At 60.4% G+C, this 19,890-nt stretch carries 17 protein-coding genes; 10 read left to right on the top strand and 7 right to left on the bottom strand.

What is annotated here, in order from left to right; translation table 11 throughout:
- The 3 genes from HX846_RS14220 to HX846_RS14210 form a co-directional block, all read left to right on the top strand.
- Positions 1-355: RNA polymerase sigma factor (locus HX846_RS14220; protein ID WP_178965582.1), on the top strand; the 355-nt coding region annotated here is incomplete at its 5' end.
- Complete coding sequence (locus tag HX846_RS14215) at positions 352-1,341, top strand: FecR family protein (protein ID WP_087695170.1); 990 nt, start codon at positions 352-354, stop codon at positions 1,339-1,341. The genes HX846_RS14220 and HX846_RS14215, both read left to right, overlap by 4 nt.
- A 273-nt stretch (positions 1,342-1,614) precedes the next feature.
- A complete protein-coding gene (locus tag HX846_RS14210; protein ID WP_178965581.1) occupies positions 1,615-3,855 on the top strand; it encodes a TonB-dependent receptor in 2,241 nt (746 codons plus the stop codon).
- 135 nt (positions 3,856-3,990) lie between these two features.
- Here HX846_RS14210 and HX846_RS14205 read toward each other — a convergent pair whose 3' ends face one another.
- Positions 3,991-4,341, bottom strand: coding sequence for a glutaredoxin family protein (locus tag HX846_RS14205; RefSeq protein WP_003212747.1), 351 nt, complete (start codon positions 4,339-4,341; stop codon positions 3,991-3,993).
- A complete protein-coding gene (yejK, locus tag HX846_RS14200; RefSeq protein ID WP_003212745.1) occupies positions 4,341-5,345 on the bottom strand; it encodes a nucleoid-associated protein YejK in 1,005 nt (334 codons plus the stop codon). The genes HX846_RS14205 and yejK overlap by 1 nt, the downstream gene beginning before the upstream one ends.
- A gap of 397 nt (positions 5,346-5,742) precedes the next feature.
- On the opposite strand from yejK, the gene HX846_RS14195 reads away from it, so the two are divergent.
- Positions 5,743-6,024, top strand: a complete 282-nt coding sequence (locus tag HX846_RS14195) for an HU family DNA-binding protein (protein WP_003212743.1) — start codon at positions 5,743-5,745, stop codon at positions 6,022-6,024.
- Between the two features lie 64 nt (positions 6,025-6,088).
- Here HX846_RS14195 and rlmF read toward each other — a convergent pair whose 3' ends face one another.
- From rlmF to HX846_RS14170, 5 genes are all read right to left on the bottom strand, one after another.
- On the bottom strand, positions 6,089-7,111 hold the full coding sequence (rlmF, locus tag HX846_RS14190) for a 23S rRNA (adenine(1618)-N(6))-methyltransferase RlmF (RefSeq protein ID WP_087695168.1): 1,023 nt from the start codon (positions 7,109-7,111) through the stop codon (positions 6,089-6,091).
- Positions 7,112-7,359: 248 nt separating this feature from the next.
- Entirely contained in the window at positions 7,360-10,206 is a 2,847-nt protein-coding gene (locus HX846_RS14185; RefSeq protein ID WP_178965580.1) for a valine--tRNA ligase, read from the bottom strand.
- Between the two features lie 185 nt (positions 10,207-10,391).
- Positions 10,392-10,796, bottom strand: a complete 405-nt coding sequence (locus tag HX846_RS14180) for a DNA polymerase III subunit chi (RefSeq protein ID WP_177027932.1) — start codon at positions 10,794-10,796, stop codon at positions 10,392-10,394.
- A gap of 7 nt (positions 10,797-10,803) precedes the next feature.
- Positions 10,804-11,232, bottom strand: a complete 429-nt coding sequence (locus tag HX846_RS14175; RefSeq protein ID WP_003210446.1) for a DNA polymerase III subunit chi — start codon at positions 11,230-11,232, stop codon at positions 10,804-10,806.
- Positions 11,233-11,283: 51 nt separating this feature from the next.
- A complete protein-coding gene (locus HX846_RS14170; RefSeq protein WP_003210444.1) occupies positions 11,284-12,774 on the bottom strand; it encodes a leucyl aminopeptidase in 1,491 nt (496 codons plus the stop codon).
- A gap of 282 nt (positions 12,775-13,056) precedes the next feature.
- Between HX846_RS14170 and lptF the strand changes: the two genes are divergently transcribed.
- The 6 genes from lptF to era all read left to right on the top strand — a co-directional run bounded on the left by lptF (position 13,057) and on the right by era (position 19,791).
- Complete coding sequence (gene lptF, locus HX846_RS14165; protein WP_008438514.1) at positions 13,057-14,175, top strand: LPS export ABC transporter permease LptF; 1,119 nt, start codon at positions 13,057-13,059, stop codon at positions 14,173-14,175.
- Positions 14,168-15,247, top strand: coding sequence for an LPS export ABC transporter permease LptG (lptG, locus tag HX846_RS14160; RefSeq protein ID WP_003210440.1), 1,080 nt, complete (start codon positions 14,168-14,170; stop codon positions 15,245-15,247). The genes lptF and lptG overlap by 8 nt, the downstream gene beginning before the upstream one ends.
- Positions 15,248-15,399: 152 nt before the next feature.
- Positions 15,400-17,199 (top strand): translation elongation factor 4, encoded by a 1,800-nt coding sequence (gene lepA, locus HX846_RS14155; RefSeq protein WP_003210439.1) that lies wholly within the window; start codon positions 15,400-15,402, stop codon positions 17,197-17,199.
- 5 nt (positions 17,200-17,204) lie between these two features.
- Positions 17,205-18,059 carry a signal peptidase I gene (gene lepB / locus HX846_RS14150; protein ID WP_003210437.1) on the top strand — a complete coding sequence of 285 codons (855 nt, stop codon included), beginning with the start codon at positions 17,205-17,207 and terminating at the stop codon, positions 18,057-18,059.
- A 147-nt stretch (positions 18,060-18,206) separates the two neighbouring features.
- On the top strand, positions 18,207-18,896 hold the full coding sequence (gene rnc / locus HX846_RS14145) for a ribonuclease III (RefSeq protein WP_003210434.1): 690 nt from the start codon (positions 18,207-18,209) through the stop codon (positions 18,894-18,896).
- On the top strand, positions 18,889-19,791 hold the full coding sequence (gene era / locus HX846_RS14140; RefSeq protein ID WP_003210432.1) for a GTPase Era: 903 nt from the start codon (positions 18,889-18,891) through the stop codon (positions 19,789-19,791). Before rnc ends, era begins: the two co-directional genes overlap by 8 nt.
- The last annotated feature ends 99 nt before the right edge of the window (positions 19,792-19,890 follow it).

The following is a 19,890-nucleotide window of genomic DNA, read 5'->3' as shown; positions in this document are numbered from 1 at the left end:
CAGCACCTACCTGCTGCGCTGCGCCGGCAATATCGCCATCGACCACCTGCGCAGCGAAGGCGCCCGGGTGCGCAGCAGCGAAGGCTGGCTGCCGGAACAACAGGATAACCAGGGCTGCGAACCCCAGGCCGCGCTGGAGGCGGGCAATGATCTGCGTCACGTTGAAGCAGCCTTGCGCAGCCTGCCGGAACGTACCCGGCAGATTTTCCTGCTCAACCGCATCCATGGCCGCAAGTACGCGGAAATCGCCAAGGCCATGGGCCTGTCCCAAAGCGCCGTGGAAAAACATATGATGCGTGCCCTCGAAGCCTGCAAGGCCAGCCTTCGTGAACCATCGCCAAGGAAAGCCCCGTGAACCCCACCGCCAGCGTCACCCCGACGCCCGACCAGGAACAGGCCGCACTGGCCTGGTTGAGCCTGTTGCATGACCAACCCAGCAGTGGCGACCAGGCCACGTTCAGCCGTTGGCTGCGGGCCGATCCTGCGCATGTGGAAGCCTACGCCCAGGCCCAGGTGCTGTGGGAATTGAGTGAAGTACCGGCCAGAACGTTGGCGGATGAGGATGCCCTGGCGCTGCAGGGTTACTTGAACGCGATGAATACCTCGAAACGCTCCAGCGTGCGGCGCTGGTCTGGCGCCCTGGCGATGGCCGCCTGCCTGCTGGTGATGATCTCGATGGGCGCCGGCTGGCAGCCGTCACGCTGGGTCGATGACTTCGGCGCGGATTACGTCACCGCGCCGGGTGAGGTGAAGACCGTGACCCTGGCCGATCAAAGCCAGGTCACCCTGGACGCCGACAGTGCGATCGCAGTGGATTTCAAGCATGGCGAGCGCCATATCCAGCTACGCCGTGGCGCCGGTTTTTTCAGTGTGACCCACACTGGCGAATCCTTTGTGGTCGAGGCCGGCAGCGGCGAAGCACGGGTGCTCGGCACGCAGTTTGAGGTGCGCCTGCAACCGGCAGGTGCGCAGGTGACGGTGTTGTCCGGTCGGGTTGGGGTAACGCCGTCGAAGTATGCTCAGCAACAGATTCTGACGGCCGGCCAGCAAGTGGCCTACGCCGACGGTGTCGCCGATGAGCTGCACGCGGTCGACAGCGAGTCGCGCCTGGCCTGGCGCGATGGTTGGCTCAACTACTACAAGGCGCCGCTGGCCGATGTGGTGCAAGACCTCGGCCGCTACTATCCGGGGCGCATTCTGCTGCTCAACGAAGACCTCGGCGCCCGGCGTGTCAGCGGCAGTTTCCCGAGCAAGGACCCCCAGGCGGTGCTCAATGCGTTGCAGGCGGTCTTGGGGTTTGAACAACACTCGCTGCTCGGTCGGATGATCGTATTGCGCTAGATACAGAGCGCTACGCCGCAATGGCGTGGCGCTGTCATTACTTGCACCACCTTCCCTTGAAAATCCCCATGCCTTGGCACATCCGTGTGTGTGGACCTTTCATTTAACCTTCATCGCAATCGCCAAAACCTGTAACCAAATCGTTACGTGATGCACGGATGATCCTCGGATTCCTGAGCAGGTGGTCAGGAAGATTGGCGGCGCTGTTCACCCAGCCGAGATCGCCAATACCTCCCCCATAACAACAGATAGATGCATGTAAGGGATCTACTCGTGACCTACAACAAACTCTATGCCCTGCTTTTAGCATCGGGCCTGGGCGGCTTTGCGCCGCTGGTTCTGGCAGACGATTCCCAGGATGTCGGTTCGGTGCACGTCGCCGGCGAACGTACCCTGGGCACCGGCCACATGATTCAGGAAGAAAGTGCCAAGGCCCGGTCCACGGTGACCAAGGAAGCCATGGACGAAATGTCCCCGACGGCCAACGCCATCGACAAGCTCAAGTACACCCCGGGCATCAACGTTTCCAACGACGACGCCAGCGGCATGAGCGGCACCAGCTTCACCATGCGCGGCATGAACTCCGACCAGGTCGGGGTTTCCATGGACGGCGTGCCGATCAACGACTCCGGCAGCTACGGTGTTTACGCCAACCAATTGGGCGACCCGGAAAACGTCGGCGAAGTATTTGTCACCCAGGGCTCCTCGGAAGCGGACGGCCCGCACATTGGTTCCAGCGGCGGCAACATCGGCATGGTCACCATTCGGCCGACCAAGGAGCCGGGGCTGTTCGTCAAGCAATCCATCGGTTCGAACAACCTGACAAAGTCCTTCGCCCGCATCAACACCGGGGACCTCGGCGGCTTCAAGACCTGGGTGTCGGCCTCTCACACCGAGGGCGACAAGTGGCGCGGCAAGGGCACCTTGCGGGGCGACAAGGTGGAGTGGAGCACGCTGTTCGAAGACGACAACGGCAACACCAGCAACTTCACCATGAAGTACAACACCCAGGAAAACTACAACTACAACACGCTGAGCAAGAGCCAGTTCCAGCAACAGGGCCGCCGCCTGGATTACGCGGAAACGCCGGTCTACAAGAACGGATTGCTGTCGTCTTCCTACAAGCTCAACCGCAACCCATTTGAAAGTGTCATGACCACCTTCACCCAGCGCTGGCGCCTGCGTGATGACCTGGCCCTGACGGTTGCGCCTTACTACTACTGGGGCAACGGCGGCAGCTTCAGCGGCCAGACCGCGACCAACCTGGGGCCGAAGTCCGACAAGAGTGGCAACTACGACCTGAGCAACCTCAAGTCGGCCAACTACTATCGCCCCTCGTGGACCGAAACCTGGCGCCCTGGCGTCACGGTCAAAATGAAATGGGACATCAACGAGGAGCACAGCCTGGATTACGGTTACTGGTACGAGCGCGCTCGCCAGCGCCAGACCCAGCCGTATATCGGGATCAACAGCGAAGGTGCACCGGACGACGTCTGGGGCGATTACAACAGCGGCGGCCAGGTGGTCGACAAGAACGGCAAGACTGTCCAGGGGCGCCACCAGTACACCGTGACCCCGGCCCAGAAGCTGTGGGTGCAGGACAGCTGGCAAGCCACGCCAGACCTGAGCTTTGTCGGCGGGCTGGCGTACCAGTACGTCGAACGTGACGGCGACAACCTCGGTAGCCTGTACGACAAGCCGGAAAAACGTAACGCCCGCTACCATCAGTTCCTGCCGAACTTCAGTGCCAAGTACCAGGTCGACGAGAGCAACCAGGCGTTCTACAACGTCACTCGCAACATGCGCACCCCGCAGAACTACGTGCTGTACAACAAGGGTGACTCCCTCAACCTCAACCCCGAGCTGAGCTGGAACCAGGAGCTGGGCTGGCGCTACACCGAAGAGAAAATGGCCCTGAGCGCCACCCTGTTCTATATCACCTTCAAGGACCGTCAGCTGTCGACCACCGACTTGAACGGTGACTACGTGATGGCCAACGTCGGTGACGTGACCAACAAAGGCCTGGAGTTGGAGTGGAGCGGCCTGCTGCCGTACAACTTCAACTACTACGCGTCGTACACCTATACCAAGTCCGAGCAGCAGGACGACTTTGTCAGCAAGAACGTGTTGTTGCCGACCAAGGGCAACCAGTTGGCCAACGTGCCGGAAAACATGCTCAACCTGGTGTTTGGTTACGACGACAAGCGCTATTACGGCAACATTGCCGGCAAGTATGTCGGGGCGTTCTACGGTGATTTGACCAACAACGAGAAAATCTCCGGGCGCACCGTGTTCGACCTCAACGCCGGTATCTACCTGCCGGTGGACAAGAAGGTCTTCAAGTCGGCCGCGCTGCGCTTCTCGATGCTCAACGTGTTTGATAAGGAATACTTGAGCTCGGCGCGCACCGTGTCGTTCAACTCGGCGCCGGTAAATGGCCTGGCGGCCAGCTCGGCGTATTACAACGTGGGTGAAGAGCGTACGGCGATGGTTTCCCTGGAGGCCAATTTCTAACGCGTACGCAAACCCAATGTGGGAGCGGGCTTGCTCGCGAAAGCGGTGGATCAGTCGCCAGATGTATTGACTGAACCAGCGCATTCGCGAGCAAGCCCGCTCCCACATTTGATCTGCGGTATTTTACAGAGTGAGTTACTTCAGGGCCGCCATGATCGCTTCCGGGTTGTAGTCGCGAATCAGCGTGCCGTTCACGTCCACAAACGGAATCCCGCCGCCCCCCAACGCCTCGTACGCCTTGCGCGCCTGGGCGTCCTTCTCGATATCGAACGCCTGGTAGGGAATCCCCTTGGAATCCAGAAAGCGCCGGATCTGTTTGCAGTAGCCGCACCACTCGGTGGAATACAGCACCACGCGCGCTGCCGCGCGTGTCTGCTCCGGCACCACCTGGGAGGGGTTGAACAACCGCTCGATCTTGCCCCAGTTCTGGAAAACCACCACCACCAGCAACACCAGCAGGACTTTCTTCAGAACCCCGCCCAGCATCAGTTGCGACGCTTGAGCTGGTCGGTCAGCTGGGTCGGCAGGCCCTTGATGATCAAGGTGCCGGCGGCTTCGTCGTATTCGATCTTGTCGCCCAGCAGGTGCGCTTCAAAGCTGATGGACAAGCCTTCGGCACGCCCGGTGAAACGGCGGAACTGGTTGAGGGTGCGTTTATCCGCCGGGATTTCCGGCGACAGGCCGTAGTCCTTGTTGCGGATGTGATCGTAGAAGGCTTTTGGCCGATCTTCATCGATTAACCCGGACAGCTCTTCCAGGCCCATCGGCTCGCCGAGCTTGGCCTGGCTGCTGGCGTAGTCCACCAGGGTCTTGGTTTTCTCGCGGGCGGATTCGTCCGGCAGGTCTTCGCTCTCGACGAAGTCGCTGAAGGCCTTGAGCAGGGTGCGGGTCTCGCCTGGGCCGTCGACGCCTTCCTGGCAGCCGATAAAGTCGCGGAAGTACTCCGAGACCTTCTTGCCGTTCTTGCCCTTGATAAAGGAGATGTACTGCTTGGATTGCTTGTTGTTCTGCCACTCGGACACGTTGATGCGCGCGGCGAGGTGCAGTTGGCCAAGATCCAGGTGGCGCGACGGCGTCACGTCCAGCTGGTCGGTCACGGCCACGCCTTCACTGTGGTGCAGCAGGGCGATCGCCAGGTAATCGGTCATGCCCTGTTGATAGTGGGCAAACAGCACGTGGCCGCCGGTGGAGAGGTTGGACTCTTCCATCAGCTTCTGCAGGTGTTCCACCGCAATGCGGCTGAAGGCGGTGAAATCCTTGCCGCCGTCGAAATACTCCTTCAACCAGCCGCTGAACGGGTGCGCGCCGGACTCGGCATGGAAAAAGCCCCAGGCCTTGCCTTGTTTGGCGTTGTAGCTCTCGTTGAGGTCGGCGAGCATGTTCTCGATCGCGGCCGACTCGGCAAGCTCGGAGTCGCGGGCGTGGAGAACTGCGGGTGTGCCGTCGGGTTTTTTGTCGATCAGGTGGACGATGCAATGACGGATCGGCATGGGCTTCTCGGCTGGTTGAAGGGGAGGGGTGGGGCTCCCGGAAAAAGTCGCCAGTGTACCGCACCCGCTGGGGATGGCGCTGTTCGGAGGGCGTTTTGAGCGCCATCCGACGGGCCATATGCCTTTTTTTCACGGTTTAGAGCGATAAAGCTGACCAAATGGGTATGTTGAGGCGGATATTTCCCCGTCTCTGTGCTAGTTTTGCCCCGTCTTACGCGCAGTCTGGGCGTTAAGCGTGCATTCAGCATTTGTCAGGTCGAACCAAACCCGGTTTCAGGTATCTATAACCCCGATCTTCGTGGTTATAGCCCTTGGGTGCCAGGCCTTGATGGCAGGGCTCGATGGCTGACACTGCACTCTGCAATCCAAATGAATTTGATAGGGAAGGAACACCACAATGGCTATTACTAAAGACCAACTGATCGCTGATCTGGCTGAAGCTGTAGACGCACCGAAAACCACCGTGCGTGCTCTGCTGGACCAACTGAGCCAGATCGTTGCTGATCAGCTGGAAAACGGCGGCGAAATCACTCTGCCAGGCGTTGGCAAACTGAAAGTGACCGAGCGTCCTGCCCGTACTGGCCGTAACCCTTCGACTGGCGCTGCCATCGAAATCGCTGCCAAGAAAGTTATCAAGCTGGTTGTGGCCAAAGGCCTGACCGACGCTGTTAACAAGTAAGACGCAGCAAAAAAAACCGTGCTCCGGAGCGATCCGGGCACGGTTTTTTGTTGCCTGCGATTTATCAGTCTTTACGGGCCCAACGCTGGCGCCACACCTGTTGCTCGCTCGGGGTCTGGAAGGTCCAGGCGACGAAGCGGCTCTGCTTCTGGCCCTGGGACATCTCTACCACCTGGCTTTCCAGCACACCGGCCTTTTTCAGCGCTGTCTGAATGGCCGGCAAGTTCGACGCTTTCGACACCAGCGTGCTGAACCACAGCACCTTGTGCTGGAAATGCGCGCTTTCAGCGATCAGTTGCGTCACGAACCGCGCTTCACCGCCTTCACACCACAACTCCGCCGACTGGCCACCGAAGTTCAGCACCGGCAACTTGCGTTTCGGATCAGCCTTGCCCAGTGCGCGCCATTTACGCTCGCTGCCCTTGGTCGCCTCATCCATGGACGCGTGGAAGGGCGGGTTGCACATGGTCAGGTCAAACCGCTCGCCTGGCTCCAGCAAGCCCAGCAGGATCTGCTTGGGATTGGTTTGCTGGCGCAGCTGGATGGCCTTGTTCAGCCCGTTGGACTGCACGATCGCCTTGGCGGCGGCCACGGCCGTCGGGTCGACTTCCGAGCCGAGGAAGTTCCAGCGGTACTCGCTGTAGCCAATCAACGGATAGACGCAGTTGGCGCCCATGCCGATGTCCAGCACCTTCACCGGCGCGCCACGGGGGATCACGCCTTCGTTGACGCTCGCCAGCAGGTCGGCGAGGAAGTGCACGTAGTCGGCACGCCCCGGTACCGGTGGGCACAGGTAGTCAGCCGGGATATCCCAGTGATTGATGCCGTAGAACGCCTTGAGCAACGCCCGGTTGAACACCCGCACCGCGTCTGGGCTGGCAAAGTCGATGCTTTCCTTGCCGTACGGGTTGATGATCACGAATTGCGCCAGTTCGGGCGTGGTCTTGATCAGCGCCTGGAAGTCGTAACGGCCCTGGTGGCGGTTACGCGGGTGCAAGGTGGCCTCTTTGCGCGGAACGACGGGCTTGGCCGGCGTATTGGATTTTGGCTTCTTGCGCGGTGCTTTGGGTGTGCTGGGGGCGGTCATGGGCTGCGTCGATTCTGCGTTTGTTTCAAAAGTGGCGGGTATTGTCACACATTCCTTGGTCGAACTCGGTCAAATGTGGGAGCTGGCTTGCCTGCGATGCAGGTGACTCGGTGTATCTGCCAGACCGAGGCGATGCCATCGCAGGCAAGCCAGCTCCCACATTGATCGGGTTTCCAAAGAGAAACAGCGGTGTTTTTCCAAGCAAAAAAAAGAGACCCGAAGGTCTCTTTTTCCGCACGGGCAGCCCCTTACAGGCTGGAAATCCGCGCGTGTTGCTCCGCCAGCTTGCCCAAAGCCTGTTCAGCCTCAGCCAGTTTGGCGCGTTCTTTCTCGATCACTTCAGCCGGAGCCTTGTCGACGAACGCCGCGTTGGACAGCTTGCCGCCCACCCGCTGCACTTCGCCTTGCAGGCGCAGGATTTCCTTGTCCAGGCGCGCCAGTTCGGCACCCTTGTCGATCAGGCCGGCCATCGGCACCAGCACTTCCATCTCGCCCACCAGTGCAGTGGCGGACAGCGGTGCTTCTTCGCCAGCGGCCAATACGGTGATCGACTCCAGCTTCGCCAGCTTCTTGAGCAGCGCGTCGTTCTCGGTGAGGCGACGCAGGTCTTCGCTGCTGGCATTCTTCACGAACACGGCCAGTGGCTTGCCCGGACCGATATTCATCTCGGCGCGGATGTTGCGCGTACCCATCATCAGGGTCTTGAGCCACTCGATATCGCTTTCGGCTGCCTCGTCAATGCGGGCTTCGTTGGCCACCGGCCAAGGTTGCAGCATGATGGTCTTGCCGTCTTTGCCGGCCAGCGGCGCGATGCGCTGCCAGATGTCTTCGGTGATGAAGGGCATGAACGGATGCGCCAGGCGCAACGCCACTTCCAGTACGCGCACCAGGGTTTGACGGGTGCCGCGCTGACGTTCGATCGGCGAGTTCTCGTCCCACAGCACGGGCTTGGACAGTTCCAGGTACCAGTCGCAATACTGGTTCCAGATGAACTCGTACAGGGCCTGCGCCGCCAGGTCAAAGCGGAACTGGTCGAGTTGACGGGTCACTTCGGCTTCGGTGCGCTGCAGCTGGGAGATGATCCAGCGGTCCGCCAGGGACAGCTCGATGGTCTCGCCGTTCTGGCCGCAGTCTTCGCCTTTATCCAGTACGTAGCGCGCGGCATTCCAGATCTTGTTGCAGAAGTTGCGATAGCCTTCGACGCGGCCCATGTCGAACTTGATGTCGCGACCGGTTGACGCCAGCGAGCAGAAGGTAAAGCGCAGGGCATCGGTGCCGTAGCTGGCGATGCCATCGGCGAACTCGTCGCGGGTCTGCTTCTCGATCTTCTTCGCCAGTTTCGGCTGCATCAGGCCCGAGGTGCGTTTCTGCACCAGGGTTTCCAGGTCGATGCCGTCGATGATGTCCAGCGGGTCCAGGACGTTGCCCTTGGACTTGGACATCTTCTGGCCCTGGCCATCACGCACCAGGCCGTGCACGTACACGGTCTTGAACGGTACCTGCGGGGTACCGTCTTCGTTCTTCACCAAGTGCATGGTGAGCATGATCATCCGGGCAACCCAGAAGAAAATGATGTCGAAGCCGGTGACCAGCACGTCGGTGGAGTGGAATTTCTTCAGGAACTCGGTCTGTTGCGGCCAGCCGAGGGTGGAGAAGGTCCACAAGCCCGAGCTGAACCAGGTGTCCAGTACGTCATTGTCCTGTTGCAGCGTCACGTCCGCGCCAAGGTTGTGCTTGGCACGTACTTCGGCTTCGTCGCGGCCCACGTAGACCTTGCCCGACTCGTCGTACCAGGCCGGAATCCGGTGGCCCCACCACAGCTGGCGGCTGATGCACCAATCCTGGATGTCACGCATCCACGAGAAGTACATGTTTTCGTACTGTTTCGGCACGAACGCGATGCGGCCGTCTTCCACGGCAGCGATCGCCGGCTCAGCCAGCGGCTTGGTGGACACGTACCACTGGTCGGTCAGCCAGGGCTCGATGACGGTGCCGGAGCGGTCGCCTTTCGGCACCTTCAGGGCGTGGTCATCAACGCTTACCAGCAGGCCGGCAGCGTCGAAGGCTGCAACGATCTGCTTGCGCGCTTCAAAACGGTCGAGGCCGGCGTATTCAGCCGGGATCTTGCCGTCGATGCTCTCGTTCAGCGTGCCGTCGAGGTTGAATACCTGGCAGGCTGGCAGAACAGCGGCGTTTTTGTCGAAGATGTTCAGCAGCGGCAGGTTATGGCGCTTGCCAACTTCATAGTCGTTGAAATCGTGGGCCGGGGTGATTTTCACGCAGCCGGTGCCGAATTCAGGGTCGCAGTAGTCATCCGCGATAATCGGGATGCGACGGCCAACCAGCGGCAGCTCGACGAACTTGCCGATCAGCGCCTGGTAGCGCTCGTCGTTCGGGTTAACCGCGACGGCGGCATCACCAAGCATGGTTTCCGGACGGGTGGTGGCGACGATCAGGTAATCATTGCCTTCGGCGGTCTTGGCGCCGTCAGCCAACGGGTACTTGAGGTTCCACAGGAAACCTTTCTCATCGTGGTTTTCCACTTCAAGGTCGGAAATCGCCGTGTGCAGCTTGGTGTCCCAGTTGACCAGGCGCTTGCCGCGGTAGATCAGGCCGTCTTCATGCAGGCGCACGAAGGCTTCCTTCACGGCTTCCGACAGGCCGTCGTCCATGGTGAAGCGCTCGCGGCTCCAGTCGACGGACGAGCCCAGACGACGGATCTGACGGCTGATATTGCCGCCGGACTGATCCTTCCATTCCCAGATTTTCTCGAGGAATTTCTCGCGGCCCAGGTCGTGACGGTTCTGGCCGGTGGCTTCCAGTTGGCGTTCCACCAGCATCTGGGTGGCGATACCGGCGTGGTCTGTACCTGGTTGCCATAGGGTATTGCGACCCTGCATGCGGCGGAAACGAATCAGGGCATCCATGATCGCATTGTTGAAGCCATGGCCCATGTGCAGGCTGCCAGTGACGTTCGGTGGCGGAATCATGATGGTGTAGGCATCGCCCGCGCCTTGCGGAGCGAAATAATTCTCGGACTCCCAGGTCTGGTACCAGGAAGTTTCAATAGCGTGCGGCTGGTAGGTCTTATCCATGCGCGGCGGGACCCTAGTTGGCATTAATTCAGGAAAGCCGACAAGTATAACGGGGGATAGGGGAGAGGGGTAGGAGCGAGCTTGCTCGCGAAAAACCTGAGGGCGGCGCGTTCATTCAGGATGTACGCGTTATCGTTCACGCCCTTCGCGAGCAAGCCCGCTCCCACAGGGGATATGTGTCAGCCTTAGTTCTGGTACTGGCTCAACAACCGCTCCATGCGCGCATCCAGCCGGCGCTTGATCTCGGTTTCGATATGCGGGGCAAAATCGTCGATCACGTCTTGCATGATCAGTTGCGCGGCGGCGCGCAGTTCGTTGTCCAGGTGCAGCAGCAGGGCGTCGGGGGCTTTTTCGGCGGCCGGTACGGCAACAGCCGCAGCCGGCGCAGCTTGCACCGCGGGCGTTTCGACAGGTTCCGGCGTAACCGGCTTGCCACCCACCATATCGAACAGCAGGGGAATTTGTACGTCACCGTTGACCGCATCGGTCAGCAGCGGCGGTTGCAGGTCATCATCACCGAGCAGCTTGCGGATCGACTCAAGGTCGTCCAGCAGGTGGTCAGAGTCTTTTAGCGGGTTTGGAGTGTCCATCGTGTGCTCAAAGTCGTTGTAGCCGGTGATCTTGCAGAGAATAGCCCTGTTCGCGGTAGAAACGGAAACTCTCCCGCGCGGCCTGACGAATAGCCGGGTCTTCCACCACCACTTCCGCCACGCGGGCGAAACCCTTGGCGAAGGCCGGTACTTTCAGGTCAAGGTTGACCAGCAGGTCTGTGTGATCGCCGCAGCTGTCGCCCAAACCCAGTACCACCAGGCCTTCCGGTTCTGATTCGGCGGCACCGTGGGGCACGAAGCTTTCGCCCTTGAAGCGCCACAGGCGGGCGTCGAGGTCGTCACGCTGGGCGGCATCGCTGCAATGCAGGTAGATGCGGTGGCCCATGCGCCAGGCTTTTTCGGTGAGCTTGCAGGCAAAGTCCAGGCGCGCGGAAGGATCGGCGCTGGGCAATATATAGAAGTCGACTTGGGTCATTGCGGTTCCTGAGCCCCGGGCGGCTTTACAGGCGCCCGGGGATCTTCAGTTTCAGGCTTTGGCGCGGTCCAGCAGGTACTGGGTCAGCAATGGAACCGGACGGCCAGTGGCGCCCTTGTCCTTGCCGCCGCTGGTCCAGGCGGTGCCGGCGATGTCCAGGTGGGCCCAGTTGAAGTTCTTGGCGAAACGCGACAGGAAGCACGCCGCAGTGATGGTGCCGGCTTTCGGGCCACCAATGTTGGCGATGTCGGCAAACGGGCTGTCCAGCTGTTCCTGGTACTCATCGAACAGCGGCAGTTGCCAGGCGCGATCGTCGGCAGCCTGGCCGGCGCTGAGCAGTTGGCCGATCAGTTCGTCGCTGTTGCCCAGCAGGCCCGACGTGTGGGCGCCCAGGGCAACTACGCAGGCACCGGTCAGGGTGGCGATGTCGATCACGGCTTGCGGCTTGAAGCGCTCGGCGTAGGTGAGTGCGTCGCACAGCACCAGGCGGCCTTCGGCGTCGGTGTTGAGGATTTCCACGGTCTGGCCGCTGAGGGTGGTGACGATGTCGCCCGGACGGGTCGCGCCGCCGCTCGGCATGTTCTCGGCGCAGGCCAGGATGCACACCAGGTTGATCGGCAGCTTGAGTTCCAGCACGGCACGCAGGGTGCCGAACACGCTGGCGGCGCCGCCCATGTCGTACTTCATCTCGTCCATGCCCAGGCCCGGCTTGAGGCTGATGCCGCCGGTGTCGAAGGTGATGCCTTTGCCGACCAGGGCAAATGGCTTCTCGGACTTCTTGCCGCCGTTGTATTGCATCACGATCAGGCGTGGCGGCTGGTCGCTGCCCTGGCCCACGGCATAGAACGAGCCCATGCCCAGTTCCTTGATCTTCTTCTCATCCAGGACTTCGACTTTCAGGCCCTTGAATTCCTTGCCCAGCGCCTTGGCTTGCTCGCCCAGGTAGGTTGGGTGGCAGATGTTCGGTGGCAGGTTGCCCAGGTCACGGGTGAACGCCATGCCGCCGGCGATGGCCTGGGCGTGGGTCACGGCGCGTTCGACTTCAGCCTGGGCCGCCTTGATGGTCAGCAGGGTGACTTTCTTCAGGGCGCGGGGTTCGGCCTTGGTGCTCTTGAACTGGTCGAAGACGTAGCCGCCGTCCAGCAGGCTTTCGGCCAGCAGGCGGGTCTTGCCGTAGCTGTCGCGGCCCTTGACCACGACTTCGTCCAGCGCCAGGGCCGCGTCGGTGCCGCCCAGGCCCTTGAGGGTGTTGAGGATGCCGGCGATGATCTTGCGGAACGGACGGTCGCCCAGTTCGGCGTCTTTACCAACGCCCACCAGCAATACGCGGTCGGCTTTAAGGTTAGGCAGGCTTTGCAGCAGCAGGCTTTGGCCAACCTTGCCGGCCAGGTCACCGCGCTTGAGGACTGCGCTGATGGCGCCGCCGCTCAGTTCGTCCAGTTGCTTGGCGGCAACGCCCAGCTTGCGGCCTTCGCCGACAGCGACCACGAGGGTGGCGGTTTTCAACGTTTCGGGGCTAACGCTTTTTACAACCAGTTCCATTTTCGGGTCCCTTATAAAGGTCAGTGAGCCAGGAGTCTGTACTCCGGCTTGTAAGCTTGGCAGCCTGTAGGCCGCCCGCGACAAAGGCCGCAGTTTGAACCTCGCCGCCCGAGCCTGACAACCCTTGCGGGCAGCTTTGTGCACGCGTATGAGCAAGCTCCGTGACAGGTGCGGTCAATCACAGGATAATGCGCCATCTTTTTAGCCGGCCTGCAGCAATGGGTCGACTCGATATGCTTGCTTGTTTGGCCGCCTTAGCCTGACAACCCTGGAGTGTCTGGTTTGATCGTCTTCCGTTATCTGTCCCGCGAAGTCCTGTTGACCCTGAGTGCCGTGAGTGCGGTATTGCTGGTCATCATCATGAGTGGTCGCTTCGTCAAATACCTCGCCCAGGCTGCCTCGGGTGCCCTGGATCCGGGTTCGCTGTTCCTGATCATGGGCTTTCGCCTGCCGGGCTTCCTGCAGTTGATCCTGCCATTGGGCCTGTTTCTCGGGATTCTGCTGGCCTACGGCCGCTTGTACCTTGAAAGCGAAATGACCGTGTTGTCGGCCACCGGCATGAGCCAGCAACGTTTGCTGGCCATGACCATGGTTCCGGCCACCGGTATCGCGCTGGTGGTGGCCTGGCTGAGCTTGAGCCTGGCGCCCCAGGGTGCCCTGCAGTTCCAGCTGGTGCTGAACAAACAGGACGCCATGACCGAATTCGACACCCTGGAGCCGGGCCGCTTCCAAGCGCTCAACGACGGCACCCGGGTGACCTATACCGAGCAAATGTCGGATGACCGTGCCAACCTGGGAGGGGTGTTCATCTCCCAGAAAAACCTCGGCCAGAACCAGAAAGACCGTGGTATTTCGATTCTGGTGGCCGACAAGGGGCGCCAGGAAGTGCGCCCGGATGGCAGCCGTTACCTGATCCTGGAAGATGGCTATCGCTATGACGGCAGCCCCGGTCAGGCCGATTACCGCGCAATCAAGTACGACACCTATGGCGTGATGCTGGCCCGGCCGGATGTCAGCGATGAGGTCACCGACCGCGACGCGATCCCGACCCCAGACCTGATCGGCAGCAAGGAACTGCGTTCGATCGCCGAGCTGCAATGGCGGATTTCCCTGCCGCTGCTGGTGTTCATCGTGACCTTGATGGCCGTGCCGCTGTCCCGGGTCAACCCGCGCCAGGGCCGCTTCCTCAAGCTGCTGCCGGCGATCCTGCTTTATATGGCTTACCTGACCATCCTGATTTCCGCCCGCGGCTCCCTGGAGAAGGGCAAGCTGCCGCCGGCCCTTGGGTTGTGGTGGGTCCACGGTGTCTTCCTGGCCATTGGCCTGGGGCTGCTTTATTGGGAACCGATGCGGTTGAAGATGCGGAGTCGTCGCAGCGTGAAGGAGATGGCCCGTGGTTAAGCTCGACCGCTACATTGGTAGCAGCGTCCTGGTCGCAATCCTTGCGGTATTGGGCATTATTCTGGGGCTGGCCTCGTTGTTCGCCTTCATTGATGAAGTCGGCAACGTCAGCGATACCTACACCGTCACCGACGTCCTGAGCTACGTGGCGCTGACGGCGCCCCGTCGCCTGTACGACATGATGCCGATGGCTGCGCTGATCGGCTGCCTGATCGGCCTGGGCAGCCTGGCCAGCAACAGCGAGCTGACCATCATGCGCGCGGCGGGTGTTTCCATCGGTCGCATCGTGTGGGCGGTCATGAAGCCCATGCTGTTGCTGATGGTGGTCAGCGTGCTGATCGGTGAATACGTGGCGCCTCCAGCCGAGTCCACGGCCCAGGCCAATCGTGCCCTGGCCCAGGGTTCGGGCGATGCCCAGAGCTCCAAGCATGGCCTGTGGCACCGCCAGGGTGAGGAGTTTATCCACATCAACGCCGTGCAGCCGGGTGGCTTGCTGGTGGGTGTCACCCGCTACCACTTCGACAAGGAACGTCACCTGCTGTCGTCGAGCTTCGCCAAACGTGCACAGTACGCCGACGAAAAGTGGCAACTGAGCGATGTGACCACCACCTATTTCCGTGATATCGGCAAGGGTGCGGCATCGACCACCGAAGTGATCAATGTGCCGACGGAGCAGTGGGATATTTCCCTCAAGCCCGAATTGCTGAATACCGTGGTGATGATCCCGGAAAGCCTGCCTATCTCCGGCCTGTGGGGGTATATCCATTACCTCAAGGACCAGGGCTTGAACAACGGCCGTTACTGGCTGGCGTTTTGGGTCAAGGTGTTGCAGCCGGTGGTGACGGCCGCGCTGGTGCTGATGGCGATCTCGTTCATCTTTGGCCCGTTGCGTTCCGTGACCCTCGGCCAGCGCGTGTTTACCGGCGTACTGGTGGGTTTCACCTTCCGTATCGCCCAGGACCTGCTGGGGCCGTCCAGCCTGGTATTCGGTTTCTCGCCGCTGTTTGCGGTGCTGGTGCCGACCGCCATCTGCGCCGTGGCCGGCTTCTGGCTGTTGCGTCGGGCCGGTTGAGCCCGCGCTTATGAACAAAAAATGCCCCGTTCGAACGACCGGGGCATTTTTGTTCTTGGTCGCCATGGATGACGTCTGGTCTGCGCATCAGGTACAATTCCCGGCTATTTTTCAGCGGGCAGTCTGCCTGCAGCCTTTTTGAGTGTTGATCCGTGAGTGATTTGAGTCATATCCGCAATTTCTCCATCATCGCCCACATTGACCATGGCAAGTCGACGCTGGCCGATCGATTCATCCAGATGTGCGGCGGCCTTGCCGAGCGTGAAATGGAAGCCCAGGTGCTGGACTCCATGGACCTCGAGCGCGAGCGCGGGATCACCATCAAGGCCCACAGCGTAACCCTGTACTACACCGCCAAAGACGGTATCAAGTACCAGCTCAACTTCATCGACACCCCGGGCCACGTCGACTTCACCTATGAAGTCAGCCGTTCCCTGGCCGCCTGTGAAGGTGCGTTGCTGGTAGTGGACGCGGGCCAGGGCGTTGAAGCCCAGTCCGTGGCCAACTGCTACACCGCCATCGAGCAAGGCCTGGAGGTGATGCCGGTGCTGAACAAGATCGACCTGCCACAGGCCGATCCGGACCGCGTCAAGGAAGAGATCGAGAAGATCATCGGCATTGACGCCACCGACGCCGTCGAGTGCAGCGCCAAGACCGGCCTGGGCGTCGACGAGGTGCTCGAGCGCCTGGTCAAGACCATTCCAGCCCCCACCGGCAACTACGAAGATCCGCTGCAAGCGTTGATCATCGACTCCTGGTTCGACAACTACCTGGGGGTTGTTTCCCTGGTACGCGTGCGCCACGGCCGTGTGAAGAAGGGCGACAAGATCCTGGTCAAGTCCACCGGCAAGATCCACCTGGTGGACAGCGTCGGTGTATTCAACCCGAAGCACACGGCTACCACTGATCTGAAAGCCGGCGAAGTAGGCTTCATCATCGCCGGTATCAAGGACATCCACGGTGCACCGGTAGGTGACACCCTGACCTTGAGCTCCACCCCTGACGTCGACGTGCTGCCGGGCTTCAAACGCATCCAGCCGCAGGTTTACGCCGGCCTGTTCCCGGTCAGCTCCGATGACTTCGAGGACTTCCGCGAAGCCCTGCAGAAGCTGACCCTCAACGACTCGTCGTTGCAGTACACCCCGGAAAGCTCCGACGCCCTCGGGTTCGGCTTCCGCTGCGGGTTCCTGGGCATGCTGCACATGGAAATCATCCAGGAGCGCCTCGAGCGCGAATACGACCTGGACCTGATCACCACCGCGCCGACGGTTATTTTTGAGCTGGCGCTGAAAACCGGTGAAACGATTTACGTCGACAACCCGTCCAAGCTTCCGGATCTGTCTTCCATCGAAGACATGCGCGAACCGATCGTGCGGGCCAATATTCTTGTGCCGCAAGAGCATCTGGGCAACGTCATTACCCTGTGTATCGAAAAGCGTGGCGTACAGCACGACATGCTGTTCCTCGGTACCCAGGTGCAAGTGACCTACGATTTGCCGATGAACGAAGTGGTCCTGGACTTCTTCGACCGTCTCAAATCCACCAGCCGCGGCTATGCTTCGCTGGATTACCATTTTGACCGTTACCAATCAGCTAATCTGGTGAAGCTGGATGTACTGATCAACGGCGACAAGGTGGATGCCCTGGCGCTGATCGTGCACAAGGACAACGCGCACTACAAAGGTCGCCAGTTGACCGAAAAGATGAAAGAACTGATTCCGCGCCAGATGTTCGACGTCGCGATCCAGGCCGCCATCGGCGGGCAGATCATTGCACGGACTTCCGTCAAGGCACTCAGAAAGAACGTACTGGCCAAATGCTATGGCGGCGACGTCAGCCGTAAGCGCAAGCTGCTCGAGAAGCAAAAGGCCGGTAAAAAACGCATGAAGCAAGTGGGTAACGTGGAAATTCCACAAGAAGCCTTCCTTGCGGTGCTCAGGTTGGATAGTTAGGTCCTATGTCACTAAATTTCCCGCTGTTGCTGGTCATCGCCGTTGCCGTTTGCGGTCTATTGGCGTTGCTCGATCTGGTGTTCTTCGCCCCGCGTCGCCGGGCAGCCATCGCGTCCTATCAGGGCAGCGTCAGCCAGCCCGATGTGGCGGTGATCGAGAAACTGAACAAAGAGCCGATGCTGGTTGAATACGGCAAGTCGTTCTTCCCGGTGTTGTTCATCGTGCTGGTGCTGCGTTCGTTCCTGGTGGAACCGTTTCAGATCCCTTCGGGCTCGATGAAACCTACCCTGGACGTGGGCGACTTCATCCTGGTGAACAAGTTTTCCTACGGGATCCGCTTGCCGGTGATCGACAAGAAAGTGATCGAGATCGGTGACCCGCAGCGCGGCGATGTGATGGTGTTCCGCTACCCAAGCGACCCGAACGTCAACTACATCAAGCGTGTAGTGGGCCTGCCGGGCGACGTGATTCGCTACACCAGCGACAAGCGCCTGTTCGTCAACGGCGAGTCGGTGGCAGAAAAACTGATCGGTTCCGAGCCGAACACCCTGGGCAGCGCCGAGCTGTACCAGGAAAAACTCGGGGCGGTAGAGCACGAAATCCGCAAGGAGATGAGCCGCTACCGTTCGCCGCCTGACAACCAGTGGACAGTGCCTGCCGGGCACTACTTCATGATGGGCGACAACCGCGACAACTCCAACGACAGCCGCTACTGGGATGACCCGAATATTCCCAAGGACCTGCTGGGCATGGTCCCCGACCAGAATATCGTCGGCAAGGCCTTCGCGGTCTGGATGAGTTGGCCGGAACCCAAGCTCAGCCACCTGCCGAACTTCTCGCGGGTCGGGCTGATCAAGTAATCCATGCGGCGCTGTGAACACAGCGCCGAATGCTTTTCTGGGGCTTGGACAAAACCAGGCTCCATGCAGCAACCACCAGGATTTGAATTTGAACACAGCGTTAATCGTCGCAGGCCACCGGTGCCTCGAACTGAATGTGGGTAAACCGTGAGCGTTTCTCTAAGCCGTCTCGAGCGCCAGCTCGGCTACACCTTCAAGGATCAGGAATTGATGATCCTTGCCCTCACACACCGCAGTTTTGCCGGGCGTAACAACGAGCGCCTGGAATTCCTCGGTGATGCCATCCTCAATTTCGTCGCCGGCGAAGCCCTGTTCAATCGCTTCCCGCTGGCCCGCGAAGGCCAGTTGTCGCGCTTGCGTGCGCGCCTGGTGAAAGGCGAGACCCTGGCTGTACTGGCCCGTGGTTTCGACCTGGGTGATTACCTGCGCCTGGGCTCCGGCGAGCTTAAGAGCGGCGGTTTCCGTCGCGAGTCGATCCTGGCCGACGCCCTTGAGGCACTGATCGGCGCGATCTACCTCGACGCGGGCATGGAAGCGGCCAAGGAGCGCGTCGTCGCCTGGCTGTCGACCGAAATCGAAAGCCTGACGCTGGTAGACACCAACAAAGATCCAAAGACCCGCCTGCAGGAATTCCTGCAGTCCCGTGGTTGCGACCTGCCGCGTTACGAAGTGGTGGATATCCAGGGTGAGCCGCATTGCCGAGTGTTCTTCGTCGAATGCGAAATCACCTTACTGAATGAAAAAAGCCGAGGTCAGGGTGTGAGCCGTCGTATTGCCGAACAGGTAGCGGCCGCTGCAGCACTGATTGCCCTGGGCGTGGAGAATGGCCATGACTGATTCAACCGCAACTCGCTGTGGCTATGTTGCCATCGTCGGCCGTCCGAACGTGGGCAAGTCCACGTTGCTGAACCACATCCTGGGACAGAAGCTGGCGATCACCTCGCGCAAGCCCCAGACCACCCGCCACAACATGCTGGGCATCAAGACCGAAGGCGCCGTACAGGCTGTCTACGTTGATACCCCGGGCATGCACAAAGGCGGCGAAAAGGCCCTCAACCGCTACATGAACAAAACCGCTTCGGCCGCGTTGAAAGACGTCGACGTGGTGATCTTCGTGGTCGACCGCACCAAGTGGACCGACGAAGACCAGATGGTTCTGGAGCGCGTGCAGTACGTCACCGGCCCGTTGATCGTCGCGCTGAACAAGACTGACCGCATCGAAGACAAGGCCGAGCTGATGCCGCACCTGAGCTGGCTGCAGGAACAACTGCCGAACGCCCAGATCATGCCGATCTCGGCCCAGCACGGGCACAACCTCGAAGCCCTGGAACGTGTGATTGCTGGCTACCTGCCGGAGAACGAACACTTCTTCCCGGAAGACCAGATCACCGACCGCAGCAGCCGTTTCCTCGCCGCCGAACTGGTACGCGAGAAAATCATGCGCCAGATGGGTGCCGAGCTGCCGTACCAGATCACCGTCGAAATCGAAGAGTTCAAGCAGCAGGGCAAGACCCTGCATATCCATGCGTTGATCCTCGTTGAGCGTGACGGCCAGAAGAAAATCATCATTGGCGACAAGGGCGAGCGCATCAAGCGCATCGGCACCGAAGCGCGCAAGGACATGGAATTGCTGTTTGATTCCAAGATCATGCTCAACCTGTGGGTGAAGGTTAAGGGCGGTTGGTCCGATGATGAGCGCGCGTTGCGTTCGTTGGGTTACGGCGACCTGTAACAGGTCTCCGGAACACCGCAGGACAAATGTGGGAGCGGGCTTGCTCGCGAATGCAGGGTGTCAGTTACCAGATGTGTTGACTGACACCCTGCATTCGCG

Source organism: Pseudomonas sp. K5002, from assembly GCF_013386655.1.
Lineage (GTDB): Bacteria > Pseudomonadota > Gammaproteobacteria > Pseudomonadales > Pseudomonadaceae > Aquipseudomonas.
The sequence above is the reverse complement of the archived record's forward strand: the minus strand, read 5'-3'. Positions and strand labels throughout refer to the sequence as shown.